The organism is Citrifermentans bremense, assembly GCF_014218275.1.
Lineage (GTDB): Bacteria > Desulfobacterota > Desulfuromonadia > Geobacterales > Geobacteraceae > Geomonas > Geomonas pelophila.
The window spans coordinates 4,225,159-4,248,428 of record NZ_AP023213.1 but is presented as its reverse complement, the minus strand read 5'-3'; the positions used below and the strand labels follow the sequence as shown (position 1 = coordinate 4,248,428).

The window sequence follows — 23,270 nt, the reverse complement described above, 5'->3', positions numbered from 1 at the left end:
AAAGGATGAATATGATGCAGATAGCAGTACAGGCAGTCGATGCCCTGCCTGCCGCCTCGAACCCGTTCGCGGCAGCCGCGGCGCCGGAACAGGGACAGGGGTTCGAAAAGCTGCTGCACGAAAGAAGCAAAGCCGTAGCAGGCGCGGGAGGCAACATGCCCGAGACCCTCTTGGATGCGGTGTTCCAAGGGGCGCCGCAGATTTCCGAGCCGGTCCTGCCGGCACTTCAGGAGCCGATGCCGCAGTTGGCGCCGATTCCCGCCGAGGAAAACGCAGGCGGCGATGCCATCGACCAGGATACGGACCTGACGCAGGTTGCCGATCCGACGAACGCGGCGATGCAGGTCGTTGCCGCTGTCACTTCCGTGACAGTGAACGCGGGCGCACCCGTCGCGGAGCAGCAGGGTCAACCCGGCACCACCCCGGTTGCCGAACCCCAGGGCTCTTCGGCTAAACCCGCTGAACTCCCTGAGGCCCCTGCCCGGTCCGAAGCTGACGGGGAGCGGGTGGCGGTTGCGGAAACCGCGGTGCACCAGGGAAAACCCGCCTGGGGCGAGGCGGCGCCAGAGGGGCGCGGCAACGAAGTGCAGAGGCCGCATCCGATGGCAGGCGACAAGGAGCCCAGGATGGCTGGGGCTCAAAAGGAGGGGGGACTTTCCGCGGAGAAAGCCCAGAGTTTCCCCGATGTCGCAAAAGCAAGCGGGCCTTCGCCCGCGCAACCGGGCAACACTGCAGCCGCGGAGCCCGTCGGGCGCACAGCTGCCGGCCTCTCCCTGCAGCAGGAGATAGCCGACCGGCTTGCCGTTTCCAAGGCGCAAACGCCAAACCGGCAGCCTTTGGAGGTTGCAGCCCAACAGGCCCCGCAGGGAGAAGATGCACAAGGGGCAGAGCAGGAAGTAGCAGGCGAGGCTCTGCGCCAAGGTGGGGCGGCCCGCGGTGAAGTGGCGCCGCAGGAAACGTCGAAGGTCGCTCAGCCGGCAACGAGCGGCACTGCGCAACTGGGAACAACCGGCACCGCGCAGCAGGCAACGAGCACCGTGCAGCAGGAAACAAACAGCACCACGCAGCAGGCAGCAACCGACACCGCGCAGCAGACAATAACCGGTACTGCGCAGCAGGCAGCAAGCAACAGCAGCCAAACGGCAACAGGCAACATGGCACAGCCGGCAGACTCGGCGCCGCAGGCGGCAGCAGCCGCAATCGGCGGGCAGGAGCGGAAAACCGAGGCACGCACCGGTCAGGCCAAGGGGGAGGGGCAGCGCCAGGAGCTGCGGGAAGCGGCAGAGGAGCCGCTTGAAGCAGTGAACGGCGACACCGTGACCCAAGGGCGTCCCGCAGTAAAACCGCAGGGCGGTTTCAGCGTCGCCGGCGATGCCGACCACGCGGATGGCCACGCTGGGGGAGCGAAGGATGCACCCCGGAAGGTTGCCGGCATCGAAGGGGCCGGTGAGGCAGCAGTAAGCAAGGCGCAGCAGGTCGAACAACCGGCGCAACCCCAGGCCGCCGCCAAGGCGACTAGGGAAGAGGGGGCGCTGCACCGGGACGTCCTGGCCCAGGTCAAGCAGGGGACCATGGTCCACGACGGCAAGGGGAACGGCACCATGAGCATCAGGCTCAACCCCGGCGAACTGGGCGAGCTGAAGATCCAGGTCCACATGGAGGACAACCGGTTCAAGGTCGAGGTGCACGCGGAAAACCGGACCGTCAGGGATCTCCTGATGAACAACCTCGACAGTCTGAAAGAGGCCCTTTCCGGCAAGGACCTGGCCATGGAGGGGTTCGACGTCTCGACAGGGGGCGGCGACTTTTTCGGACGCCAAGCCGAGCAGCGGGAAAGCCTCAGGCAGCAGGCGATGCCAAAGCCGGTGCGCCTTGCAGGGTACGAGGCTTTGGAAGAACGGCGCTTCACCTACGCGACACCTGCCGGCGGCGGTCTTCTCGACCTGAGACTCTAGAGGAAGGAGGAACAAAAGTGATAACCAATGTGACAACAGGGGCAACTGGCGCGAGCGCAGCCGAAGCAGCCATGAAAAAGTCCACCGGGATGAACAAGGACGATTTCCTCAAGCTCTTCGTGACCCAGCTGCAGAACCAGGACCCGCTAAACCCGCAGGACGGCACCGAGTTCATCGGACAACTGGCCCAGCTGACCCAGGTCGAGCAGGCCTACAACACCAACACCAACCTGCAGAACCTGCTGAACCAGGGTAACAACAGCACCAGCTTTGCCGCGGTCTCTTTGATCGGCAAGGAGGTGCAGGCGCTGGGATCCCAGGTGGACCTGCAGCAGGGAGCAACTGCCCAGCTGAACCTCTTCCTGGAGGGCTCCGCGAGCCAGGTGAACCTGACCATCCGTGACGAAAACGGCAACGTCGTCAAGACGCTCGATGCCGGGGCGCTTGCGGCCGGAAAGGCCAGCCTGGCCTGGGACGGCACCGACAATTCCGGGGCGGCAGTCGCACCGGGAGCCTACACATTCAACGCAGCCGCCGTCGATGTCAACGGCGAAAAAGTGGCCGCCACCCCCTTCATCAAGGGAAGGGTGGACGGCGTCGACATATCGGGCACCAACCTGATCCTCTCGCTGGGCAACGTCAAGCTGAACCTGACCGATGTGACCTCCGTAGCCCAGGGGGTGTAAGGTGATCGACAACAGCGTACTTTTTCCGCAACCGATCCAGGCCCCGGTAAAGCCCCGTCAGACGGGCGCGGTCCAGCCGGGCAAATCCGTGGGAGGGACCGTTCCCTTCGAAAAGGTGCTGGAGGGGAAGCTCCCCGGCCAGCCGGTGCGGCTGTCGCAGCACGCCACGGAAAGGCTTCGCTCGCGCGGGATCTCGCTGTCGGAAGAGGACATGAAGCAACTGAGAGGTGCCGTAGACAGCGTGGCGCAAAAAGGGGGGAAGGAATCCCTGGTGCTGCTGGGCGACGCGGCCCTGGTGGTTAGTGTCAAAAACCGGACAGTGGTCACGGCGATGGATCGACAGTCATTGAACGGGAACGTATTCACCAACATAGACTCGGCCGTCATCCTCTAGGAAGCGGCAGAAAAGGCAAACGACAACGACAACAAACGGGCTGGACCTCCAAGAGGAAGCCCCAGGGACACCGACCGACAGAGGTGCCCAGAACCAACATCAAGGAGGCAACACATGAGCATCACATCCGCATTGTTTACCGGCGTAAGCGGTCTTCTCAACAACGGCGAGGCCATGAACGTGATCGGCAACAACATAGCCAACGTCAACACGGTCGGTTTCAAGGGGGCCAGGAGCCTCTTCTCCGACCGCCTCTCCGAGTCGATCGGCAACAACTCGCAGGTGGGCAAAGGCGTGCAGCTGCAGACGGTGCAGAACCTTTTCACTCAGGGTTCCTCCCAGAGCTCCGAGAACGTGACCGACCTCTCCATCCAGGGTAACAGCTTCTTCGCGCTCAAATCTCCGGTGACCGCGGCTCCGGTTGCGCTGCAAAGCGGCGCCTACCTCTCCCGCGCCGGCGCCTTCCATGTGGACAACAACCTCTACCTGGTCAACCCCGACGGCTACCAGGTGCTCGACACCACGGGGAACCCGATCCAGTTCTCGCGTACCACCGGGTCCGCCACCACCGATTTCGGCAAGGTCACCAAGGTCGACCCGAACGGCCTGATCACCTACCTTGCCAGCGACGGCATAACCCTCAACTACTACAACACGACCGGGGCCGCCGGCCTTCCGGCTCTCCCGGCCAACCAGGCCGCGGTGCAGAAGATCGCGGTGGTGACCGCTTCCGACCCTACCGCCCTCTCGAAGCTTGGGGGCTCGCTGTACCAGGCGACCGCCGACGCGGGCGTCCCCGCAGCGGCCTTCTCGATTCCCGACAACCAGCCTAACGGGACCAGCGAGCAGGTGCTTTCCAACTCGCTCGAGCAGAGCAACGTCGACATGGCCAACGAGTTCGTCAAGATGATCATCACCCAGAGGGCCTACTCGGCCAACTCCAAGACCATCACCACCACGGACCAGATGACCCAGGAAGTGCTGGGGCTGATCCGCTAACAGCATCAGGCCAGGCCTGGGCGCGGCAGCCGCGCCCGGGCCCCCGGCTTGAGCTCCTTTCTCCCCGGAAGCCCCCCCCGTCCAGTGCCAAGCCCTCCCCCCAGGGCGTCTCAATCATCCGTCCCGACAACCGTCTGCAACAGCAGGATTTGCCGATCCCTTTCCAGTTCCAATGCCCCTCATGGAGTTTTGACACTACGGATCCCTTGACACCTTTATGGGCGGGTCAAAAAAATGACCCGCCGCCGCGTGGGCGATGCCAGTCGAGCCCAAGAAACAGGCCCGGGGGGAGGGGAGAGCGGCAAACCACTGCATTTGCGTCGCCTTTTCCGGGGGCGGAGCGGGAGGCGATGCCCCTTTGTTCCCGATCGCCGCAATCTGGCACTTCGGTTGCATGGGGAATCTACCCGTAGATACCAGTCACAGACAAAGGAGACGCTAGGTATGGCCGAGCAGGCAAAGGCGGAAGATCAACCCAAGGATAACAAGAAGATCTTTATCATCATCGGTGCCGTGGTGGCGGCCTTGGCCGTGGGCGGTGGGGGGATGTACCTTATCGGCGGCAAGGGTGGTGGTGCCAAGCACCAGCAGGAGCCGGCCAAGGTCGAAGGGGCTGCTGCAAGCGGGGAGAAAGGCGCCGCGAAGGAAGGCGAGGCTGCGGCCGCAAGCTCCAGCTACGCCCTGGAACCTTTCATCGTCAACATCTACGACGGGCAGGAGATGCGCTACCTGAAGCTCAAGGTGGAGTTTGAACTTTCCAGCTCGCTCGCCAAGGCCGAGATCGATTCGCACCTGGCTCCGCTTCGTGACGCGATCCTGATCCTGCTCACCACGAAGACGATGCAGGAGATCCAGGACCTGCAGGGGAAGAACACCCTGAGGGAACAGATACTTGCGGCAGCGGCCAAGACGGTGCCCGGCAAGGTGACTAAGGTATATTTCACCGATTTCGTGGTGCAATAAAAGGGTATGGGTTCGATGGAAAAAATCCTGACGAAGGAAGAGATCGATGCCCTGGTTGCCGCGGTGTTCGAGGGGACGCTGGTCCCCGATGCCGAGCTGGCCAAGGCGGGGGGGCACGCGGAGCAGTTCGACCTGCTCGACATCGAGGCGCACCGCGTCATCCCCAACCTGGACATCGTCTACGACGGGTTCATCCGCTACAACAGGGTGACCATGTCGAACCGTCTCGGCAGGATGGTGGAGATAAAGAAGGAGGAGGCGCGGCCGTTCAAGTTCGGCGAGTTCTTGAGCGTGCTCCCTTCGCCGGCCTGCATCGCCATCTACAAGATGGACCCGTTGAAGGGGGCCGCGCTGCTCGCTCTGGACAGCACGCTCGTCTTCACCATCGTTGACAGCATCCTGGGGGGGAGCGGCGTCGCTTCGGGCAACCGCATGAACCGGCTCTTCACCTCGATCGAACTGAGGCTGGTGGAGAAAATCGTGAAGGACGCGCTGGCGGACCTGGAAAGGGCCTGGGCGCCGTTGTGCCAGGCGAGCATGGCTTTGCTCCGTCTGGAGATGAACCCGCGCCTGGTGAACATCGTGCCGCCCGAGTACCAGGTGGTGACCATGTCGATGAAGGTGCAGATCGAGGAGACGGTGGGGAACATGATCCTTGCCATCCCCTTCCTCACCATCGAGCCGATCCGGGACAAGCTGAAGCGCGGCGTGCAGATGGACATGATGGTCGTCGACCCGCTCTGGTCCTACCGGCTTTCCGAGGAGCTGCTAGAGGCTCCCATGGAGGTCTCGGTGGAAATGGGCGGAGCCACCATAACGCTGGCCGAACTCCTGGAGCTTACGTCGGGTGACACCGTGATGCTCGATTCGGGGTGCCAGGACGAGCTGGTGGTGAAGGTGGGCGAGGTCAAGAAGTTCTTCGGAGTAGCCGGAACAAACAACGGCAACAAAGCCGTGCAGATCAGCCGCGCCGTGAGCGCAGGGGGTGCAGATTGACGGAAAAGCTGACACTTGAGGAGCACCAGGAAAGCCCCCAGATGAAGAATCTGGAATTCATACTGGATATAGCTCTGCAACTGACGGTGGAACTGGGTAGGACCAAGCTGCTGGTGAAGGATGTGCTGCAGCTGAACCAGGGATCGGTCGTGGAGTTGACGAAGCTGGCGGGCGAGCCGCTGGACGTGTTCGTGAACTCGAAGCTGGTGGCCCGGGGCGAGGCGGTCGTGGTGAACGACAAGTTCGGCATCAGGCTCCTGGACATCGTGAGCCCCAACGAGAGGGTGGACAAGGTCATATGAGAAACGCCGCGCTGCTGATAGGCGCAACGCTCCTCCTCCCGGTGCAGGCATGGGCCGGGCAGGAAGGGTCGAGCCCTGATCTTTTGGGGAGCCTGGCGCAGACGGCGGGTTCCCTGATACTCGTCATCGGCATCATACTGCTCCTCTATTACCTGGCGGGGCGGTTCCTGAAGGTGCCGCAGGGCGGGGGCGCGGGCTACATCCGCGTGGTGGAGACGAGGCACTTCGGCCCCAAGAAATCCCTGGTGCTGGTCGAGGTCGGCGGGGAGTACCTGCTCTTGAGCAACAGCGGTGAAGGGATGCAGTTCATCAAGCAGGTGGAGATGCTCGAGGAAATCGAGGTGGTCCCCGAGCGGGGTTACGAGACGCTGATCCCGGTCCAGTTGAAAGAGAGGGTCAAGACGCTCCTCCGCGGGAGCTCCCCCGGGGGGATCCCTCTCGGGCAGTTCAAGAAAAATGGTGACTTTGCGTGAGAAAGAAAAGCATGGCGGGAGCGCTGCTCCTGGTAGTCGCAATCCTGCTCCTGGCGGGAACCGCGCTGGCTGAACCGCTGGCGCTCCCCACGGTAAGCGTCGGGATGGGGAAGGTGAGCAAGCCGGCCGACGTTTCAGTAGTGCTGCAGATCTTCTTCCTGATGACCGTCATCTCGCTGGCTCCCAGCCTCCTGATGATGACCACCTCCTTCACGCGCATCGTGGTGGTGCTCTCCTTCCTCCGCTCCGCGCTCGGGACCCAGCAGGCCCCTTCGAACCAGATCGTGATAGGGCTCTCCCTGTTCCTCACCTTCTTCATCATGGCGCCGGTCTGGGAGCAGGTGAACAGCCAGGCCCTGCAACCGTACCGGGCCCAGCAGATAACGCAGGAGGAGGCGCTCAAGCGCGGTATCGCGCCGGTGCGGAAGTTCATGCTCTCCCAGGTGCGCGAAAAGGACCTGGCGCTCTTCATAAACCTCTCCAAGCTCCCCAGGCCCCGGAGCGCCGACGAGATCCCGACCCTGACGCTGATCCCCGCCTACATGGTGAGCGAGCTGAAGACCGCGTTCCAGATCGGCTTCCTGATCTTCATCCCCTTCCTGGTGCTGGACATGGTGGTCGCCTCGGTCCTCATGTCCATGGGTATGATGATGCTGCCGCCGGTCATGATATCGCTGCCGTTCAAGATACTGCTCTTCGTGCTGGTGGACGGCTGGGGGCTCGTCATCGGGTCGCTGGTCAAAAGCTTCGGGTAACCCTCGCGCGAAACCTCATGGCCCCTTTTGCACCCCGTCCCCGCCAAAGGGAACGGGGGCGCCGCAACAATCCCTTGATCTTAACCATCGCTTGGTTAACGGAGTTTTCCAATGACACCTGAACTGGTCGTGCAACTCGGGAGAAGGAGCTTCGAGGCCGTGCTGCTTTTGGCCGGGCCGCTTCTCATCTGCGCCCTCGTCGTGGGGCTTTTGGTCAGCATCTTCCAGGCGGTTACCTCGATAAACGAGGCGACCCTTGCCTTCGCGCCGAAAATCGTCGCGGTGATGGTCGCCATGGTGGTCTTCTTCCCCTGGATGATGACCTACATGAGCGACTTCACCCACGAGATCTACGGCATGATCGCCAACATGAGGCATTAGCTTGTTCCCCGGTCTGCCGATCAACGCACTGGACGACCTGATCCCCTTTGCCCTGGTTCTGGCGCGCGTCGCAGGTCTTTTTTCGGCCATCCCCATTTTCGGCAGCCGCGTGGTGCCGGCTCGGGTGAAGACGCCGCTTATCTTCGCCCTGGCGCTCCTTCTCTTCCCCATCATCCGCCCGGAAGCGGCCGTCGCGGCCAACGATTCGATCTCGCTGATGCTTGTCGTGATCAAAGAGGTGCTGATCGGCCTCACCCTCGGTATCCTCTCCCAGCTAATCTTCGCCGCAGTCGAGTTCTGCGGCTTCCAGGTCGGGATGCAGATGGGGCTTTCCATGGGGACCATGTTCGATCCCGCCACCCAGGCCAGCGTCCCCACCATGGGGATGTTCCAGGGAGCGCTGGCGACGCTCGTGTTCCTCTCCCTGGACGTGCACCACTTCTTCCTTTCGGCGATGGCGGAGAGCTACCGCATCGTCCCCGTCGGGGCGTGGCACGCCAGTAACGGGCTTCTCAGCTTTCTTGTCAGCGCCAGCTCGGGGATGTTCGTGGTGGCCCTGAAGCTCGCGGCGCCCGTTGCCGTGGCGCTGCTGGCCACAGGGGTGGCGCTCGGCATCGCCGCCCGCAGCTTCCCCTCCATGAACGTCTTCATCGTCAGCATGCCCCTCAACATCGGCATCGGGTTCCTGGTGCTCGGGATCTCGCTGCCGGTATTCGTGCGGGTCCTCAGCGGTTCGTTCGGCACCCTAACCGGGCAGATGCGGACCCTGTTCGAGCTGCTCAGGTAGGTAGGCCATGTCGGAAGACAAACATTCCAAAACAGAACAACCGACACAGAAGAAGATCTCCGACGCCAAAAAGAAGGGGCAGGTCCCGCGCAGCCGGGAGATCACCTCGGCGGTCACCCTTCTCAGCGCCATGATAGTTCTCTACGTCAGCTCCGGCACCATGCTCTCCACCATGAAGCGGATCATGCAGGAGACCTTCGGCGGCCTTTCCGCGAAACCCCTGACCCAGGCGTCCGTGCACGGCCTGATGATCAAGCAGCTGGGGTACATGGCAACGATGCTGGGGCCGTTCCTGTTGCTGCTCCTCGCCGTGACCGTGGCGGTGGAGGTAGGCCAGGGGGGGGTGCAGCTCACCTCCGAGAAGTTCAAGTTCGACCTGGGGAAGCTGAACCCGCTGCAGGGGGCGAAAAGGCTCTTCAACAAGGACTCCATCTTCGAGGTGACCAAGTCGTTTTTGAAACTTGGGATCGTCGGCTACATGGGGTACAAGGTCATGACCGAGGAGATGGAAAATATCATCTACCTCGTGGACAGCGATGTGGCGGGGATCGTCAATTTCCTGGGGCACCTGGCCTTCAAGATAGTGCTGCATACCTGCGGGGTGCTCATCGTCCTCGCGGTGCTCGACATCGTCTTCGTGAACTGGCGCTTCCTGGACAACCTGAAGATGACCAAGCAGGAGGTAAAGGACGAGCACAAGAACGCCGAGGGGGACCAGGGGATCAAGGCGAAGATAAAGCAGAAGCAGTTCCAGATGGCGCGCCGCCGCATGAGGCAGATCATACCCACCGCCGACGTGGTGGTCACAAACCCCACCCACTACGCGGTTGCGCTCAAGTACGACCGCTTGAAGATGGCGGCCCCAGTGGTGCTTTTCAAGGGGGTGGACCAGATGGCGCTGCAGATGAGGATCATGGCCAAGGAGAACAACGTGGTGCTGGTGGAGAACAGGTTCCTGGCCCGCGAGCTCTACAGCCAGGTGGAGGAGGGGGATATGATTCCCGAAGCGCTCTTCGCCGCGGTAGCCGAGATCCTGGCCTACGTGTACAGCCTGAGGATGCGGTAGCGCCTCCCCCGCAGGAGGCGCCACGAAAGTCAACCTACCCCCAAAGTATCAGCCCCGGATCGTACACGGTCCCAAGCTCCGGGTGCCTGGGCATCACCCGCAGCATGAAGCCGTGCCTGCCGCAGAAGCGGCACTCCAGCTCCCCCTTGAAGTGCCCGGCCTTTTCCGGGTCGGCCGCAGGCTTGAGCGGCACGATCTCCCCTCCCATGATGGCGCCGCGCGAGTCCAGCACCCCGAAGTAGACCTCCACCGCGATCTCGGAAAGCGGGATCCGCCCCGGCGTGATCTGCACCGAGATGGGGAGCATCTCCCCTACCGTCACCTCCTTCTGGATCTCGGCGTTTACCGCCACGATGGCCAGCTCCCCCCACATGCCGTGCAGCCGCTCCTTCCAGCGTGCCAGCTCCACCGCGAGCCTCAGGTCGTCCCGGTTCAGCCGCTCCCAGTGCTCGAAGGCGGGGAGGTAGCAGCGCCGGGCGTACTCCTGCACCATCCGGTCCGTGCTGAACACCGGGCAGAGCGTCTGCATCGAGCTCTTCATGAAGGTAGTCCAGCCGCGCGGGATGCCGTCGCTCCCCCGGTTGTAGAAAAGCGGCACGATCTCCTTCTCCAGGAGGTCGTAGATGGCGCGGCTCTCCACCTGGTTCTGGTAGGAGAGGTCGTCGTACACCTCGCCGCGCCCGATGGCCCAGCCGTTGTTGCCGCGGTACCCCTCGCACCACCACCCGTCCAGGATGCTCAGGTTGAGGCCGCCGTTGAAAGCGACCTTCATGCCGCTGGTGCCGCTGGCCTCAAGCGGCCTGAGCGGCGTGTTGAGCCAGATGTCCACCCCCTGTACCAGGCGCCGGGCCACCGAGATGTCGTAATCCTCCAGGAAGATGATGCGGCGCCGGAACTCGGGCTGCTGCGACAGCTGCACGATCTGGCGGATCAGCTCCTTCCCCTGGTGGTCTGCCGGGTGCGCCTTGCCGGCGAAGACGATCTGCACCGGCCGCTCGGGATGGTTCAGTATCTTGGAAAGCCGCTCCTTGTCGTGCAATAGGAGGGTCCCCCGCTTGTAGGTGGCGAAACGACGCGCGAACCCGATGGTGAGTATCTCCGGGTCGAGGACGTCCCCCGCCTCATCGATCTCCTTGGGGCTTGCGTCCAGCTTCTCCAGCTGCGCCCTTAAGCTGCGGCGCGCGTAGTCGACCAGCTGCTCCGTGCCGCGACGGTGCGTGCGCCAGAGCTCCGCGTCCGGGATGCGCGACACCTTGCGCCAGAGCTGGTCGGCGCTTTGCTCGAGCCACCTGGTGCCGAGGAACCGGATCAAAAGACCGGTCATCTCCTCTGAGAGCCAGCTCTTCTGGTGCACCCCGTTGGTGACGTAGGTAAGCGGCAGCTGCTCCTCGGGGAGGTCCGGCCAGACGTCCGCCCACATCCTGCGCGACACCGCCCCGTGCAGCTCGCTCACGCCGTTTGAGTGCAGCGAGAGCTTCATGGCCAGAACCGCCATGCAGAAGCTCTCGTTGCTCCTGCCGTGGTTCTGCATCCCAAGCGCCATGAACTGCTCCCGGGAGAGCCCGAGGCCGCGGTAGTAATGCCCCATGTAGTGGTCGAGGAGATCAGGGGGGAAATGGTCGATCCCTGCTTCGACCGGGGTGTGGGTGGTGAAGACGTTGCCCCCTCTCACCGCCTCCATCGCCTCGCGGAAGGTGAGCTGCCGCTCTTCCATCAGGGTGCGGATCCGCTCCAGTGCCAGGAAGGCTGCGTGCCCCTCGTTCATGTGGCAGACGTTGGGCTCGATCCCCATAAGCCTGAGCGCGCGGATGCCGCCGATGCCGAGCAGGATCTCCTGTCTGATCCGCATCTCCTGGTCGCCGCCGTAGAGCCTGGTCGTGATCTCCCGGTCGGCGGGGGAATTCGCCTCGAGGTTCGTGTCCAGCAGGTAAAGGGCCACCCGCCCGACCTGCACCCGCCAGACCTGGACCAGCACGTTTCTCCCCGGGTACTCAAGGTAGAAGACCAGGGGCTTTCCTTCCCTGTCCTTCTCCTGGTGCAGCGGCAGGTTGTAGAAGTCGTTTTCGGGGTAGATTTCCTGCTGCCACCCCTCCAGGTTCAGGTACTGGCGGAAGTAACCCTGCCGGTACAGGAGACCGACGCCGACCAGGGGGAGGCCCAGGTCGCTGGCGGACTTTAGGTGGTCGCCCGCCAGGATGCCGAGCCCCCCGGAGTAGATGGGGAGCGACTCGTGCAGGCCGAATTCCATGGAGAAGTAGGCAATGCGGGCGCCGGCGTTGCCGTGCCGCTCGTACCAGGTGCGGGAGGAGAGGTATTCGCTAAGCCGCTCCTCGACCTGTGAGAGGTGGGACATGAACCCTTCGTCCGCCATTAGGCTCTCGTAGGTCGCCTGCTGCAGGCTTCCCAGCACTTCGAGGGGGTTGTGGCGCGTCTGGCGCCAGAGTTCGGGGTCCAGCCGTTTGAAAAGGCCGATGGCTTCAGGTTCCCAGCTCCACCAGAGGTTGCAGGCGATGCGCTGCAGCCCAGCAAGCTCCTTGGGAAGAGAGGGGACGACGGTAAATCTGTGCAGCGTCGAGCTCAGGTTCATACCGCGCTCCTGGCTACTTGAGGCTACTCCGGTCTGCCGATGCCGAACTTTTCCAACCGGTATTGCAGCGTCTTGTAGCTCATACCGAGTAGTGGTGCCGCTTTGGCGATGACCCAATCCGCCCTTTGCATCGCCTTCATGATCAGGTCCCGTTCCAGGTTGTCGATGGATATCCCCTCGGCCGGGAAGTCAAAGGGGAGGCTCCCGGCGGGGGAGGCCTCGTGGTGCACCTCGGCCGGCAGGTCCTCGGGCTGGATGTACTCGCTCTCGGCCATGAGCACGCCGCGCTCTATGACCGATTCCAGTTGCCGCACGTTGCCGGGCCAGCTGTAGTCGAGCAGGATCTTCAGCGCCGGCTTGGCGATCCCCTTCAAGGGGATGCCGCAGGAGGCGCTGTACTTCTTCAGAAAGAAATCGGCCAGCGTCACGATGTCGTTGCCGCGCTCCCTGAGGGGAGGGAGGGTGATCCTGATGACGTTGAGCCGGTAGAAGAGGTCCTCGCGGAAGTTGCCGCGCCGGGTCTCATGCTCCAGGTCCTTGTTAGTCGCGGAGATGATCCTGACGTCGACGGGGATGTTCACCTTCCCCCCGACCCTGCGGATCTCCTTCTCCTGGATCGCGCGCAGAAGCTTCGCCTGCATGGCGATGTTCATCTCGCCGATCTCGTCGAGGAAGACGGTCCCCCCCTCGGCGGCCTCGAAAATCCCTATTTCCCTCGTGCCCGCGCCGGTGAACGCCCCCTTCTCGTGACCGAAGAGCTCGCTTTCCATCAGCGAATCGGGAATCGCGGCGCAGTTGATGGCGAAGAAAGCCTTGTCCCGGCGCGGGCTCCCGTCGTGGATGGCGCGCGCCACCAGTTCCTTGCCGGTCCCCGACTCGCCGTAGATGAGGACCGTGGTGGAGGTGGGCGCTATCTTGTTGATGACCCGGACCACCTCGTGCATCTTCGGGTGCTCCCCGATCATGTTGGGAAGCCTTTTGGTCTCCGCGAGCTTCTTGTGCAGCGCCTTGTTTTCCTTCAAAAGCCCGATGCGCTCAAACGCCCGCTGAACGGTGAGGATCAGGTCCTCGCGCTCCAGCGGCTTTTCCAGGTAGTCGAAGGCCCCCTTCTTCATCGCTTCCACGGCGGAGTCGATGGTGCCGTGGGCTGTCATCATCACCACGCACTGGGACGGGTTTTCAGTCAGGACCCGCTCCAGGAGCTCCATCCCCGAAATCCCCTGCATCTTGAGGTCGGTGAGGAGGAGGTCGAACTCTCGGTGCTGCAGTTGCTGCAGCGCCTCTTCCCCCCCCGAGGCGGTGTCGATCTTGTACCCCATCTTGGTGAGTATGGCGCTGAGGATGTCCCTCTGCCCCTTCTCGTCGTCGATTATCAGGATGCTGCCACTCATTGCGACTCCTTGCTCTTTTCTTGCCCCCGTCTGGACAGGGGGGCGGGGCGGCCTTTACGCCGCTGCTGCCGGGAGGGTGACCGAGAAGGTGGTCCCTTCCCCTTTGGTGCTCTGAACCGTGATGCTGCCGCCGTGCTCCCTCACTATGCGCTCGGTGATGGCGAGGCCCAGGCCGATCCCCGCCTCTTTGGTGGTGAAGTAGGGCTGGAAGACCTTCTCCAGGTCCTGGGGCTCGATGCCCGTTCCCTCGTCGCTGAAGGTGAGGCGGAAGAGGCCGGAATCCGGGTCCATGCTGGCGCCGATGGTCAGCTTCCCCCCCTCCGGCATCGCCTGGGTGCTGTTGCTGATGAAGTTGCAGAGGCAGTTGCGCATGAGCTCCGGGTCCGCCAGCATCGGCGGCAGGTCCTGGGGGATCTCCCGAACCACCTGGATCCCCCTCTCGTCGAGCCGGTCCTGCATGATCTGCATCGCCTTGTCCACGAGCTCAGGGTAGCATACCCGCTGCAGCCGCAGCTTCAAGGGGCGGCCGTAATTCATGAAGTTGAGCACCATGTAGTTGGCCTTGCGCACCTCTTCCTTGATGTTGTTGGCGATCGAATCCAGCTCCTGCGCCTTTTCGGGGCAGGATGGGAGGAATTCGCTCTTCAGGTGGTCGATGGCGAGGCTGATGTAATTGAGCGGGTTCCTGATCTCGTGGGCGATACCCGCTGCCAGCTGCCCCACCTTGGAGAGGTGCTCCGCCTCGTAGAGGCGCTTTTCAAGCTGCTCCTTTTCCCTCAGCTTCTCCACCATCTCGTTCAGGTTCTCGGCCAGCTCCCCGATCTCGTCGCCGCTTCCCACCTGGAAGGTGACGCTCAAGTCCCCCCCCGACACGTCTTTGACCCCGGCAGCCAGCCGGTGGATCGGCCGTGTGTAGCGGCGCGCCAGGTAGATGATCAGTATCATCCCCATCATGAACACGATGGTGGTGGCGGCGAGCCGCCTGACGAAGTTGGCGTGCTGGATGTCGCGGATGTTGTCGAGAAGGAGGTTCACCTGCACGTAACCGAGTTGCTCGTCCCCTACGATGACCGGAACCACCAGGTCATAGGGCTTGAGCGAGCCCCCTCCGCCGCCGCGGCGCGACGCCCTGAGCCCCTTCTCCAGCTTTTTGATTTCCCGTTTCTTGCCGACCTGGGCGGGATCCGAGGAGTTGATGATCTCCCCCTCGTTGTTGATGATGTTGATCTCGTTGACCCCTTTGCTCTTCGCCTGCTGGAGGTACTCGGTCAGGCGCGATGATTCGACCTCGGAGGTCAGGTCTTCCACGCTTAGCTGGATCGCCTTCGACACCACGGTCGAGCTCTCCTGGATCTCCCCCACCAGGTCGTTCTGGCTCACCTGGTTCAGGATGAAGAGCATCGCTGTTGCCACGATAAGCATGGTGAGCATGATCATCACCAGCTTGGTATTGAGTTTCATGTGATCCTTCCCATATGAGATTTCGCTAAGCTGGGAATTATACTGCGCTGCAGTGTGCTGGGCAAGGGGAATGTCCGGCAGCGTCAGGTCCAGATAAGAATCTCGATTAATTCTCTTCCATTAGGGTTTGGTTGCTGTTAAGATGCCGCGCGGCAATGCTTTGCCAAGGCCGGCAACGGCGGGGGGAGGTGCGCTCATGAGTTACGTCGTCGACAGGATTCCGGGTAGCATCAGGATCGACCCGGACGCGGGTGGGCAGGAACGTCAGCGCAAGCGGGAGAAGCCGTCCCGGAAGTCCGAAGGGATGGACAGCGTCAGCATCTCCGAAGAGGCGAAGCGGCGCAGTTCCCTGGAAGAGGTGGCGGACAGCGGGGAAAAAGCCGGCTCCTGATGCTAGCTGATGAACAGGGCCTTGTCTTCCTGGAAGGCCTTGTCGAAGGTCTCCAGCAACTGTTGTGCGGTCTCCGGACCGATCTTCAGCATCTGGGCCGGTTTCGAGCTCCCCAGATCGATATCCTCCTCCGGCTCCCGGATCCCGATGCCCAGCTTCAGGCAGAACAGGTTCGCCAGGGCGGTGATGGCGGTAAGGTTCACCACGGTCGGATCCTCGAACTCGTCGAATTCCAGCGTATGGTGGTGCAGTATGGCGCTGGTGAGGATCTCCGGGAAGTTCCACTTCCTGATCACGTGCGCTCCCACTTCGGCGTGGCTGAAGGGGTAGACGCTCCGCTCGGCCTGTCCGAAGGAGATCCCCTCGTTGTAACAGTGCTGCATGACTTCCTGGAACTTGTTGCGGTCCAGCGTGTTCATGATGATCTTGCCGATGTCGTGGAACAGCCCGGCGAGGAAGGCCTCCTCCTCGTTGGCGATGCGGGTGCGGTTGGCTATGATCCTTGCCGCGAGCCCGGCCGCGAAGGAGTGCTCCCAGAGCATCTTCTCGGTGAGCCCGTAAGGCTTGTAGACCTGTTTGACGGAAGCTGCGACAACGAGGCTTCTGAGCGTGCTGAACCCGAGGATGACGATGGCGCTGGAAAGTGTCTGGATCTGCCGGCGGCAGCCGTAGAAGGAGGAGTTGGAGATCTTGAGCACCCGGGCTGCGACGGCGGGGTCGGAGGAAACGATCTTAGCCAGCTCGTCCGCCGTGGCGCTGTCGCTCTCGATCAGTTGCATTACCTTTATCGCTACGATGGGAATGGTCGGCAGATCGGCCGCGCTCATGATCGCTGTTTCGAGTTCTTTGTTCATGCCTAAGGTGTCCTCGCTGGGGCCGGTTGCCGGTCAGGTTCCAAAATATACCAAAACGTTAGCTTAAGGCAAGCGGGGATTTAATGATTGAAAGGGGGGGCTCAGAGGGCTATACTGCCCGGAAAAAACGGGATAGGTCCTCTCATTGATAGTAAAGCAAACCGAGTTTATTAAAAGCGCCACGAAACCCTCCCATTATCCGGAGGGAAGCCTCCCCGAGATCGCCTTCGCCGGGCGCTCCAACGTAGGGAAGTCCTCTCTGGTCAACGTGCTGGTGAACCGGAAGAACCTGGTCCGCACCAGCTCCACCCCGGGCCGCACCCAGCTGATCAACTTCTTCCAGGTGAACGACGACTTCATGCTGGTGGACCTTCCCGGTTACGGCTACGCCAAGGTCCCCTTGGCCGTCAAGAAGGAATGGCGCCCCATGATGGAGACCTACCTCTCCAAGCGCCGCAACCTGCGCGGGGTGGTGCTGATCCTCGACATCCGCAGGACCCCGACCGAAGAGGACCAGCAGATGCTCGCCTGGCTGCGCGCCTTCTCCGTCCCCCCCATCATCGTGATCACCAAGTGCGACAAGGTCTCCAAGAACGAACGCGCCAAGCAGAGTTCCGTCATCATGGAGAAGCTGCAGCTGAAGAAGGAGGATCTAAACTACTTCTCGGCGCTCTCCAGGGAAGGGAAGGACGCGGTGTGGGCCCGCATAGATGCGCTGCTCGCGCCTGAGGCGGCGGAAACAGCGGAAATCCCGCAGGATCCGGCGCAGCTCGATCCGGTTATTGATTGACTTTCCCCGCCGGCTCTGTTAGTAAACAGACCGTAATCGAATAAAGAACCATCCGGGTGCCCCGAGAGGGGTTAAAAGGGAAGAGGGTGTGAATCCCTCGCTGTCCCGCAACTGTGAACGGTTATGAAAGCCGCAACTACGCCACTGACAAAATCGGGAAGGCGCGGCGAGTAAGATGACCCGTGAGTCAGGAAACCTGCCAGGATGAACGCTTGTCGCAACCTCCGTGGCAGAGGGGCTAAGCCGGAATCGTTTATAGACACGATTTTTGACCCGCCTTCCGTCATCGGAAGGGGGGTTTTTTTATGTCCAAAGTGGTACTGGTGACCGGCGGGAGCCGCAGCGGCAAGAGCAGGTTCGCCGAGACGCTCGCCCTGGGGTACCCCGCCATGCGCGGGTATCTCGCGACCGCCGAGGCGGGGGACGCGGAGATGGCCGAGCGCATCGCGCGCCACCAGGGGCGCCGCGGCGAGGAGTGGCATACCATGGAGGAGCCGCTGCAGGTCGAGGAGAAGGTCCGCGCCAACGACGGCCGTTTTCAGGTCATCCTCCTCGACTGCGTGACACTCTGGCTCTCGAACCTGCTGTTTAGTTGCGAGGGAGGGGCTGCCGAGGCGCTGTCGCGGGTGGAGCGTTTCACCGAGAGCTTCAAGAGCTTGCAGACCCCCCTGGTCATCGTCACCAACGAGGTGGGGATGGGGATCGTCCCCGAGCACCCGCTCTCGCGCACCTTTCGGGACCTCTCCGGTGAGGCGAACGAGTTGATCGCGGCGCGGGCGGACGAGGTGCATGTCTGCTTCGCCGGGCTGCCGCTGAAGCTGAAGGGATAGCGGCAGGGAATAAAGAGAATAATTTTAATGCAACGGAGGGAACCATGGAACTTCTGGAATCGGCGCTGGCTAAAATCCAGCCGTTAGACGAGGCGCTTTTGGCGCAGGCGCAGGCCAAGCTGGACAACAAGACCAAGCCGCAGGGGTCCCTGGGACTCCTGGAGGATATGGCGCGCCGCTACGCCGCCATCACCGGCGACCTCACCCCCAAGATCGGAAGGAAGGTCATCTTCACCTTCGCCGGCGACCACGGCATCGTGGAGGAGGGGGTCTCCCTCTTCCCGAAGGAAGTGACCCCCCAGATGGTGCTCAACTTCCTGCGCGGAGGCGCGGGGGTGAACGTCCTAGCCCGTCACGCGGGCGCAGAGGTGCGGGTGGTAGACGTCGGGGTCGATTACGATTTCGAGCCGACTGAAGGGCTCATCATCAAGAAGATCGCCAAAGGGACCCGCAACTTCGCCAAGGGAAGCGCCATGACCCGCGAGGAGGCGGTGGCCGCTATCGAGGTCGGCATCGCCCTTGCGGACCGCGCCAAGGCCGAGGGTATCGCCATGGTGGGGACCGGCGAGATGGGGATCGGCAACACCAGCCCCTCCTCCGCCATCATCGCGGCCTTCGCCGGCTGCAGCGTGCGCGAGGTGACCCATCGCGGCACCGGGATCGGGGACCAGGCGCTGGAGCACAAGATCAAGGTGATCCAGGCGGGCCTCGACCTGAACCGCCCCAACCCGGAGGACCCACTGGACGTGCTCTCCAAGGTGGGGGGGCTGGAGATCGCCGGCATCGCCGGGCTGGTGCTCGGTGCTGCCGCCAACCGGATCCCGGTCGTCGTGGACGGCTTCATCTCCACCGCGGGGGCGCTTATCGCCTGCGAGATGCATCCGAACGTCAAAGAGTACATCTTCGCCGCCCACAACTCGGTGGAGATAGGCCACCAGATGATGCTGCAGCGGATCGGCGCCAGGCCGATACTCGACCTGCAACTGCGGTTAGGCGAGGGGACCGGCGCTGCTCTTGCCATGGGGCTCATCGAGGCAGGCGTGAAGGTCCTGAACGAGATGGCGACCTTTGAAGAGGCCGGAGTGGCCTCCTCCTAGGAGATTACCCGATGAGACTTTTCCTGATCGCCTTCCAGTTTCTCACCATCCTCCCCCTGCCTTTCGCGGTCCGCTGCGAGGAGGAGGACCTGGGGCTCTCCATGTCCTTCTTCCCCCTGGTGGGGCTCGCCCTGGGGGCGCTCCTGGCGGGGGTGGACTACCTCCTCGCCCCGCTCCTTCCCCGGAGCGTCGGGGACCTGGTCCTGATCACGCTGATGAGCGTGGCGACGGGGGCGCTGCACCTGGACGGCCTGTCCGACGTAGCCGACGGGCTCGCCGCCCGCGGCTCCCGCGAGCGTTTCCTGGAGATCATGAAGGACTCCCGCGTCGGGGCCGTAGGCGCGGTTGCCCTGGTGCTGGGGCTGGGGCTCAAGTACCAGGCGCTTTTGGCGGTGCCGCTCCAGTACAAGCGGGAGGCGCTCTTCCTCTTCCCGATGGCGGCGCGCTGTGCCCAGGTGCAGATGACGGTGGGCGCGAAGCGGGCCAGAAAGGACGGGCTGGGTTCAGCCTTCGTGGGAGGGGCCGGGCTCACCCAGCTCATGGTCGCCTGCCTTCTCACCTTTGTCGCTGGGTATCTCCTGCTGGGGTTGACCGGCGTGATATGCCTGCTCTTTCTCTTTCTCCTCACCTGGTGCCTGAAACTATGGTCGCACCAAAGGCTCGGTGGGGTGACCGGAGACGTGATCGGCTGCGCCAGCGAATTGAACGAGATCTTTTTCCTGCTGGTCCTCCTGGCACTTTTGCGTCAGGGGGGAGCAGGAGCATAGGAGCCGCAGATGATGGAGAGAACACGCCTGCACCTGATCCGCCATGGCGAGGTGGAAAGGCCGCATTGTTACAACGGCCAGTATGACGTGCGCCTGACCGCGCGGGGGGAGGAGCAGTACCAGCTCTTGAAGCCGCGCCTCGACCCGGACCGGATCAGCGCCCTTTACACCAGCGACCTCATAAGGACCGTCCGCGGCGGCGAGATCCTTGGCCCCTACCTCGGCGTGGAGCCCAGGAAGGTGCCGCAGTTCAGGGAGCTCAACTGCGGGGAGTGGCAGGGGCTTTCCGTGACCGATATCCAGCGGGACCGCCCCGACGAGTGGGCCGCGCGGCTGGCGGACCTGGAGCATTTCCGCGCGCCGGGGGGGGAGAGTCTGGGGGATCTGGCGGGACGGGTGCTTCCCGCCCTGAAGGAGATCGTGGCGAGGCACAGGGGGGAGGAGGTGCTGGTGGTGGCACATGGGGGAGTGAACCGGATCATCCTCATGGATGCCATAGGCGCGCCCCTTTCATCCTTTTTCAGCATCGACCAGCAGTACTGCGGCATGAACCTGATTGATTACTACGCCGATGGCAACACGGTGGTGCAGTTGGTGAACGGCTAACGGCGTGGTGACGAAGCGCATCGTCATAGCGGCCCCCTCCAGCGGCTGCGGGAAGACCACCGTGACCCTGGGGATCATGGCCGCCCTGAAAAGGCGCGGCCTCAAGGTCGCCCCCTTCAAGGTCGGGCCGGACTTCATCGATCCCGGCTACCACCGGCTGGTGACCGGTGTCCCCTCCGTTAACCTGGACGGCTGGATCTGCGATCCCGGCTTCCTGAGGGAGAGCTTCCTGCACCATGCGGCCGCTGCGGACATCGCCGTCGTCGAGGGGGCAATGGGGCTCTTCGACGGGATCGACGGGATCTCCGAATCAGGGAGCAGCGCGCAGGTAGCAAAGGAACTTCGCGCACCGGTGGTCCTCGTGGTGGACGCGCGCAGCCAGGCGAGAAGCGCCGCAGCGCTGGTGCACGGTTTCGCCTGCTTCGATCCGGCGCTCCGGGTGGCCGGCGTCATCTTCAACAACGTCGCCAGCGAGAACCACGAACGCATCCTGCGGGAGGCGCTGGCCGCTGCGTTGCCAAGCGTGCAGGTGATCGGCTGCCTCCCCAGGGACCCCGCACTCGGCATCCCGTCGCGCCACCTGGGGCTGGTGACGGCGGAGGACAACCCTCTTTCGGATTCCTTCCTGGACCACCTGGTAGAGGTCGTGGAACATCACCTTTACCTCGACGCGCTCTTGGACCTGGACGTTGACAGGCTTTGGGAAGATGCCGCGCCAGCTGCCGTAAGCGCCTCGGCCGACCCGGAGCGGGTGCGGATCGCGGTGGCGCGGGACGCCGCCTTCTGCTTCGTCTATGAGGACAACCTGCGGCTTCTGGAGCAAAGCGGGGCCGAGCTCTGCTACTTCTCCCCGCTTGCCGACAGCTCGCTTCCGGAAGATATCGGCGGCATCTACCTCCCCGGCGGTTACCCTGAGCTCTTCGCGGCGCGGCTTGCCGCCAACCAACCTTTGAAAGAAGAGATCCGCGCGGCGGTGGAGGGGGGGATGCCCGTCTACGCCGAATGCGGAGGGTTCATCTACCTGACCCAGGGGGTCGCCGCGGAAGAGGAAACCCACAGCTTTGCCGGCATTTTCCCGGTGCAGAGCCGGATGCTGCCGCGCCGCAAGGCGCTCGGGTACCGCGAGGTGGAGTTGCTGGAAGATTGCATCATCGGCCGCAGGGGGAGCATCGCCCGCGGCCACGAGTTCCACTATTCCGAGATGGAAGAGATGCCCCCCGACGTGGAGCGCCTGTACCGGGTCACCCGCAAGGGAGTTGATCTCGCGCCGGAAGGGTACCGCTACAAGAATTGCCTCGCCTCGTACATACATCTACACTTCGGCAGCTCGCCTGACCTGGCTCCTCATTTCGTGGGAGAGGCAAGGGCATACCGCAAAAGGAGCCTTACTTGATGACGCAGATAGAATCGGCGCGTGCCGGCATCACCACCCCGCAGATGGCGCAGGTCGCTTTAGACGAACATTTGACGCCGGATTACGTCCGGGAAAAGGTGGCCCTGGGACAGATAGTGATCCCCTGGAACCACGTCAGAAAGCCCAAGGTGGCCGGGATCGGTGTCGGCTTGAGGACCAAGGTGAACGCCTCCATCGGGACCTCCTCCGACATCATCGACTACGAGGCCGAGGTGAAGAAGGGGCTCGCGGCGCAGGAATCCGGGGCCGACACCCTGATGGAACTCTCCGTCGGCGGCGACTTGGACCGGGTGCGGCGCGAGGTGATCGCGGCGGTGGACCTCCCGGTAGGCAATGTTCCGCTCTACCAAGCCTTTTGCGAAGCGGCCAGGAAGTACGGCGACCCCAACAAGCTCGACGAGGAGATGCTCTTCGACATCATCGAGAGGCAGTGCGCCGACGGCATGGCTTTCATGGCGGTGCACTGCGGCATCAACCTCTACACCCTGGAGCGCCTGAGGAAGCAGGGGTACCGCTACGGTGGCCTTGTCTCCAAGGGGGGGGTGAGCATGGCGGCCTGGATGATCGCCAACAACCGGGAAAATCCGCTCTACGAGAAATTCGACCGCGTAGTGGAGATCCTGAAGCGCTACGACACGGTGCTGTCGCTCGGAAACGGTCTTCGGGCCGGCGCCATCCACGACTCCAGCGACCGTGCGCAGATCCAGGAGCTTTTGATCAACTGCGAGCTGGCCGAGTTGGGGCGCGACATGGGGTGCCAGATGCTGGTGGAGGGGCCGGGACACGTGCCTCTCGACGAGGTCGAGGGAAACATCAAGCTGCAAAAGCGGATGAGCGGCGGCGCCCCCTATTACATGCTGGGGCCGATAGCCACCGACGTCGCCCCCGGCTTCGACCACATCACCGCGGCGATAGGCGCCGCCCAGTCTTCGCGCTATGGCGCCGACCTGATCTGCTACATCACCCCGGCCGAGCACCTGGCACTTCCCAACGAGGAGGACGTCCGGATGGGGGTGAAGGCCGCTAAGATCGCAGCCTACATCGGCGACATGAACAAGTACCCCGAAAAGGGGAGGGAGCGTGACAAGGAGATGAGCAAGGCGAGGAGGGACCTCAACTGGCAGCGCCAGTTCGAGCTCGCCCTGTTCCCCGAGGACGCCGCCGCCATCAGGAAGAGCCGCGTCCCCGAAGACGAGCAGACCTGCACCATGTGCGGCGACTTCTGCGCCTCACGCGGCGCTGGCAAGATCTTCGCGGGCGACCTGCGGGGTGACAAGATCTGATGCTGAGGGGAGTTTTGAAAAAAGGTGGACGGGTGGGATTCG

At 63.0% G+C, this 23,270-nt stretch carries 24 protein-coding genes and 1 riboswitch; of the genes, 20 read left to right on the top strand and 4 right to left on the bottom strand.

All coding sequences use genetic code 11. The features are described 5' to 3' along the window. Nucleotides 1–5: 5 nt before the first annotated feature. The 12 genes from GEOBRER4_RS18920 (at nucleotide 6) to flhB (ending at nucleotide 9,757) form a co-directional block, all read left to right on the top strand. Entirely contained in the window at nucleotides 6–1,955 is a 1,950-nt protein-coding gene (locus GEOBRER4_RS18920) for a flagellar hook-length control protein FliK (RefSeq protein ID WP_185243553.1), read from the top strand. A gap of 17 nt (nucleotides 1,956–1,972) precedes the next feature. Then, nucleotides 1,973–2,641 (top strand): flagellar hook assembly protein FlgD, encoded by a 669-nt coding sequence (locus GEOBRER4_RS18915; RefSeq protein WP_185243552.1) that lies wholly within the window; start codon nucleotides 1,973–1,975, stop codon nucleotides 2,639–2,641. A gap of 1 nt (nucleotide 2,642) precedes the next feature. Next, nucleotides 2,643–3,035 carry a TIGR02530 family flagellar biosynthesis protein gene (locus GEOBRER4_RS18910; RefSeq protein ID WP_085814704.1) on the top strand — a complete coding sequence of 131 codons (393 nt, stop codon included), beginning with the start codon at nucleotides 2,643–2,645 and terminating at the stop codon, nucleotides 3,033–3,035. Nucleotides 3,036–3,149: 114 nt separating this feature from the next. Beyond that, a complete protein-coding gene (locus GEOBRER4_RS18905) occupies nucleotides 3,150–4,034 on the top strand; it encodes a flagellar hook-basal body protein (RefSeq protein ID WP_085814705.1) in 885 nt (294 codons plus the stop codon). A 444-nt stretch (nucleotides 4,035–4,478) separates the two neighbouring features. Continuing rightward, a complete protein-coding gene (locus GEOBRER4_RS18900; protein WP_085814706.1) occupies nucleotides 4,479–4,997 on the top strand; it encodes a flagellar basal body-associated FliL family protein in 519 nt (172 codons plus the stop codon). A gap of 15 nt (nucleotides 4,998–5,012) precedes the next feature. After that, nucleotides 5,013–5,993 (top strand): flagellar motor switch protein FliM, encoded by a 981-nt coding sequence (gene fliM, locus GEOBRER4_RS18895; protein ID WP_185243551.1) that lies wholly within the window; start codon nucleotides 5,013–5,015, stop codon nucleotides 5,991–5,993. A gap of 41 nt (nucleotides 5,994–6,034) precedes the next feature. Next, on the top strand, nucleotides 6,035–6,295 hold the full coding sequence (gene fliN, locus GEOBRER4_RS18890) for a flagellar motor switch protein FliN (protein ID WP_143424313.1): 261 nt from the start codon (nucleotides 6,035–6,037) through the stop codon (nucleotides 6,293–6,295). Then, a complete protein-coding gene (gene fliO / locus GEOBRER4_RS18885; protein ID WP_085814708.1) occupies nucleotides 6,292–6,768 on the top strand; it encodes a flagellar biosynthetic protein FliO in 477 nt (158 codons plus the stop codon). The genes fliN and fliO overlap by 4 nt, the downstream gene beginning before the upstream one ends. An 11-nt stretch (nucleotides 6,769–6,779) precedes the next feature. Next, nucleotides 6,780–7,523 (top strand): flagellar type III secretion system pore protein FliP, encoded by a 744-nt coding sequence (gene fliP / locus GEOBRER4_RS18880; protein WP_085815202.1) that lies wholly within the window; start codon nucleotides 6,780–6,782, stop codon nucleotides 7,521–7,523. A 111-nt stretch (nucleotides 7,524–7,634) separates the two neighbouring features. After that, a complete protein-coding gene (fliQ, locus tag GEOBRER4_RS18875; protein WP_085814709.1) occupies nucleotides 7,635–7,904 on the top strand; it encodes a flagellar biosynthesis protein FliQ in 270 nt (89 codons plus the stop codon). 1 nt (nucleotide 7,905) lies between these two features. Continuing rightward, complete coding sequence (gene fliR / locus GEOBRER4_RS18870; RefSeq protein ID WP_185243550.1) at nucleotides 7,906–8,691, top strand: flagellar biosynthetic protein FliR; 786 nt, start codon at nucleotides 7,906–7,908, stop codon at nucleotides 8,689–8,691. Between the two features lie 7 nt (nucleotides 8,692–8,698). Next, the gene (gene flhB / locus GEOBRER4_RS18865) at nucleotides 8,699–9,757 is read left to right on the top strand and encodes a flagellar biosynthesis protein FlhB (protein WP_185243549.1); all 1,059 of its coding nucleotides are present in this window, start codon (nucleotides 8,699–8,701) and stop codon (nucleotides 9,755–9,757) included. 34 nt (nucleotides 9,758–9,791) lie between these two features. On the opposite strand, the gene glgP is transcribed toward flhB, so the two are convergent. From glgP to GEOBRER4_RS18850, 3 genes are read right to left on the bottom strand one after another with little or no spacing between them, the layout of a single operon-like run. After that, complete coding sequence (gene glgP / locus GEOBRER4_RS18860) at nucleotides 9,792–12,344, bottom strand: alpha-glucan family phosphorylase (protein ID WP_185243548.1); 2,553 nt, start codon at nucleotides 12,342–12,344, stop codon at nucleotides 9,792–9,794. Between the two features lie 23 nt (nucleotides 12,345–12,367). Next, nucleotides 12,368–13,735 carry a sigma-54-dependent transcriptional regulator gene (locus GEOBRER4_RS18855; protein ID WP_185243547.1) on the bottom strand — a complete coding sequence of 456 codons (1,368 nt, stop codon included), beginning with the start codon at nucleotides 13,733–13,735 and terminating at the stop codon, nucleotides 12,368–12,370. Nucleotides 13,736–13,789: 54 nt separating this feature from the next. Further along, the gene (locus GEOBRER4_RS18850; RefSeq protein ID WP_085814714.1) at nucleotides 13,790–15,196 is read right to left on the bottom strand and encodes a sensor histidine kinase; all 1,407 of its coding nucleotides are present in this window, start codon (nucleotides 15,194–15,196) and stop codon (nucleotides 13,790–13,792) included. A gap of 196 nt (nucleotides 15,197–15,392) precedes the next feature. Between GEOBRER4_RS18850 and GEOBRER4_RS18845 the strand changes: the two genes are divergently transcribed. Next, a complete protein-coding gene (locus GEOBRER4_RS18845; protein WP_085814715.1) occupies nucleotides 15,393–15,587 on the top strand; it encodes a hypothetical protein in 195 nt (64 codons plus the stop codon). A gap of 2 nt (nucleotides 15,588–15,589) precedes the next feature. Here GEOBRER4_RS18845 and GEOBRER4_RS18840 read toward each other — a convergent pair whose 3' ends face one another. Beyond that, complete coding sequence (locus GEOBRER4_RS18840; RefSeq protein ID WP_085814716.1) at nucleotides 15,590–16,441, bottom strand: HDOD domain-containing protein; 852 nt, start codon at nucleotides 16,439–16,441, stop codon at nucleotides 15,590–15,592. Between the two features lie 145 nt (nucleotides 16,442–16,586). On the opposite strand from GEOBRER4_RS18840, the gene yihA reads away from it, so the two are divergent. From yihA to thiC, 7 genes are all read left to right on the top strand, one after another. Continuing rightward, on the top strand, nucleotides 16,587–17,231 hold the full coding sequence (gene yihA / locus GEOBRER4_RS18835) for a ribosome biogenesis GTP-binding protein YihA/YsxC (RefSeq protein ID WP_185243546.1): 645 nt from the start codon (nucleotides 16,587–16,589) through the stop codon (nucleotides 17,229–17,231). A 37-nt stretch (nucleotides 17,232–17,268) separates the two neighbouring features. Continuing rightward, nucleotides 17,269–17,449: riboswitch (cobalamin riboswitch) on the top strand. Between the two features lie 87 nt (nucleotides 17,450–17,536). Then, the gene (gene cobU / locus GEOBRER4_RS18830) at nucleotides 17,537–18,061 is read left to right on the top strand and encodes a bifunctional adenosylcobinamide kinase/adenosylcobinamide-phosphate guanylyltransferase (RefSeq protein WP_185243545.1); all 525 of its coding nucleotides are present in this window, start codon (nucleotides 17,537–17,539) and stop codon (nucleotides 18,059–18,061) included. Nucleotides 18,062–18,105: 44 nt separating this feature from the next. Continuing rightward, complete coding sequence (gene cobT, locus GEOBRER4_RS18825; RefSeq protein ID WP_185243544.1) at nucleotides 18,106–19,158, top strand: nicotinate-nucleotide--dimethylbenzimidazole phosphoribosyltransferase; 1,053 nt, start codon at nucleotides 18,106–18,108, stop codon at nucleotides 19,156–19,158. Nucleotides 19,159–19,169: 11 nt separating this feature from the next. Next, on the top strand, nucleotides 19,170–19,925 hold the full coding sequence (gene cobS, locus GEOBRER4_RS18820; protein ID WP_185243543.1) for an adenosylcobinamide-GDP ribazoletransferase: 756 nt from the start codon (nucleotides 19,170–19,172) through the stop codon (nucleotides 19,923–19,925). 9 nt (nucleotides 19,926–19,934) lie between these two features. After that, nucleotides 19,935–20,531: a histidine phosphatase family protein gene (locus GEOBRER4_RS18815; RefSeq protein ID WP_185243542.1), complete on the top strand. Its 597-nt coding sequence runs from the start codon at nucleotides 19,935–19,937 to the stop codon at nucleotides 20,529–20,531. A gap of 4 nt (nucleotides 20,532–20,535) precedes the next feature. Then, entirely contained in the window at nucleotides 20,536–21,924 is a 1,389-nt protein-coding gene (locus GEOBRER4_RS18810) for a cobyrinate a,c-diamide synthase (protein WP_185243541.1), read from the top strand. Then, nucleotides 21,921–23,228 (top strand): phosphomethylpyrimidine synthase ThiC, encoded by a 1,308-nt coding sequence (gene thiC / locus GEOBRER4_RS18805; protein WP_185243540.1) that lies wholly within the window; start codon nucleotides 21,921–21,923, stop codon nucleotides 23,226–23,228. Before GEOBRER4_RS18810 ends, thiC begins: the two co-directional genes overlap by 4 nt. Nucleotides 23,229–23,270: the final 42 nt, after the last annotated feature.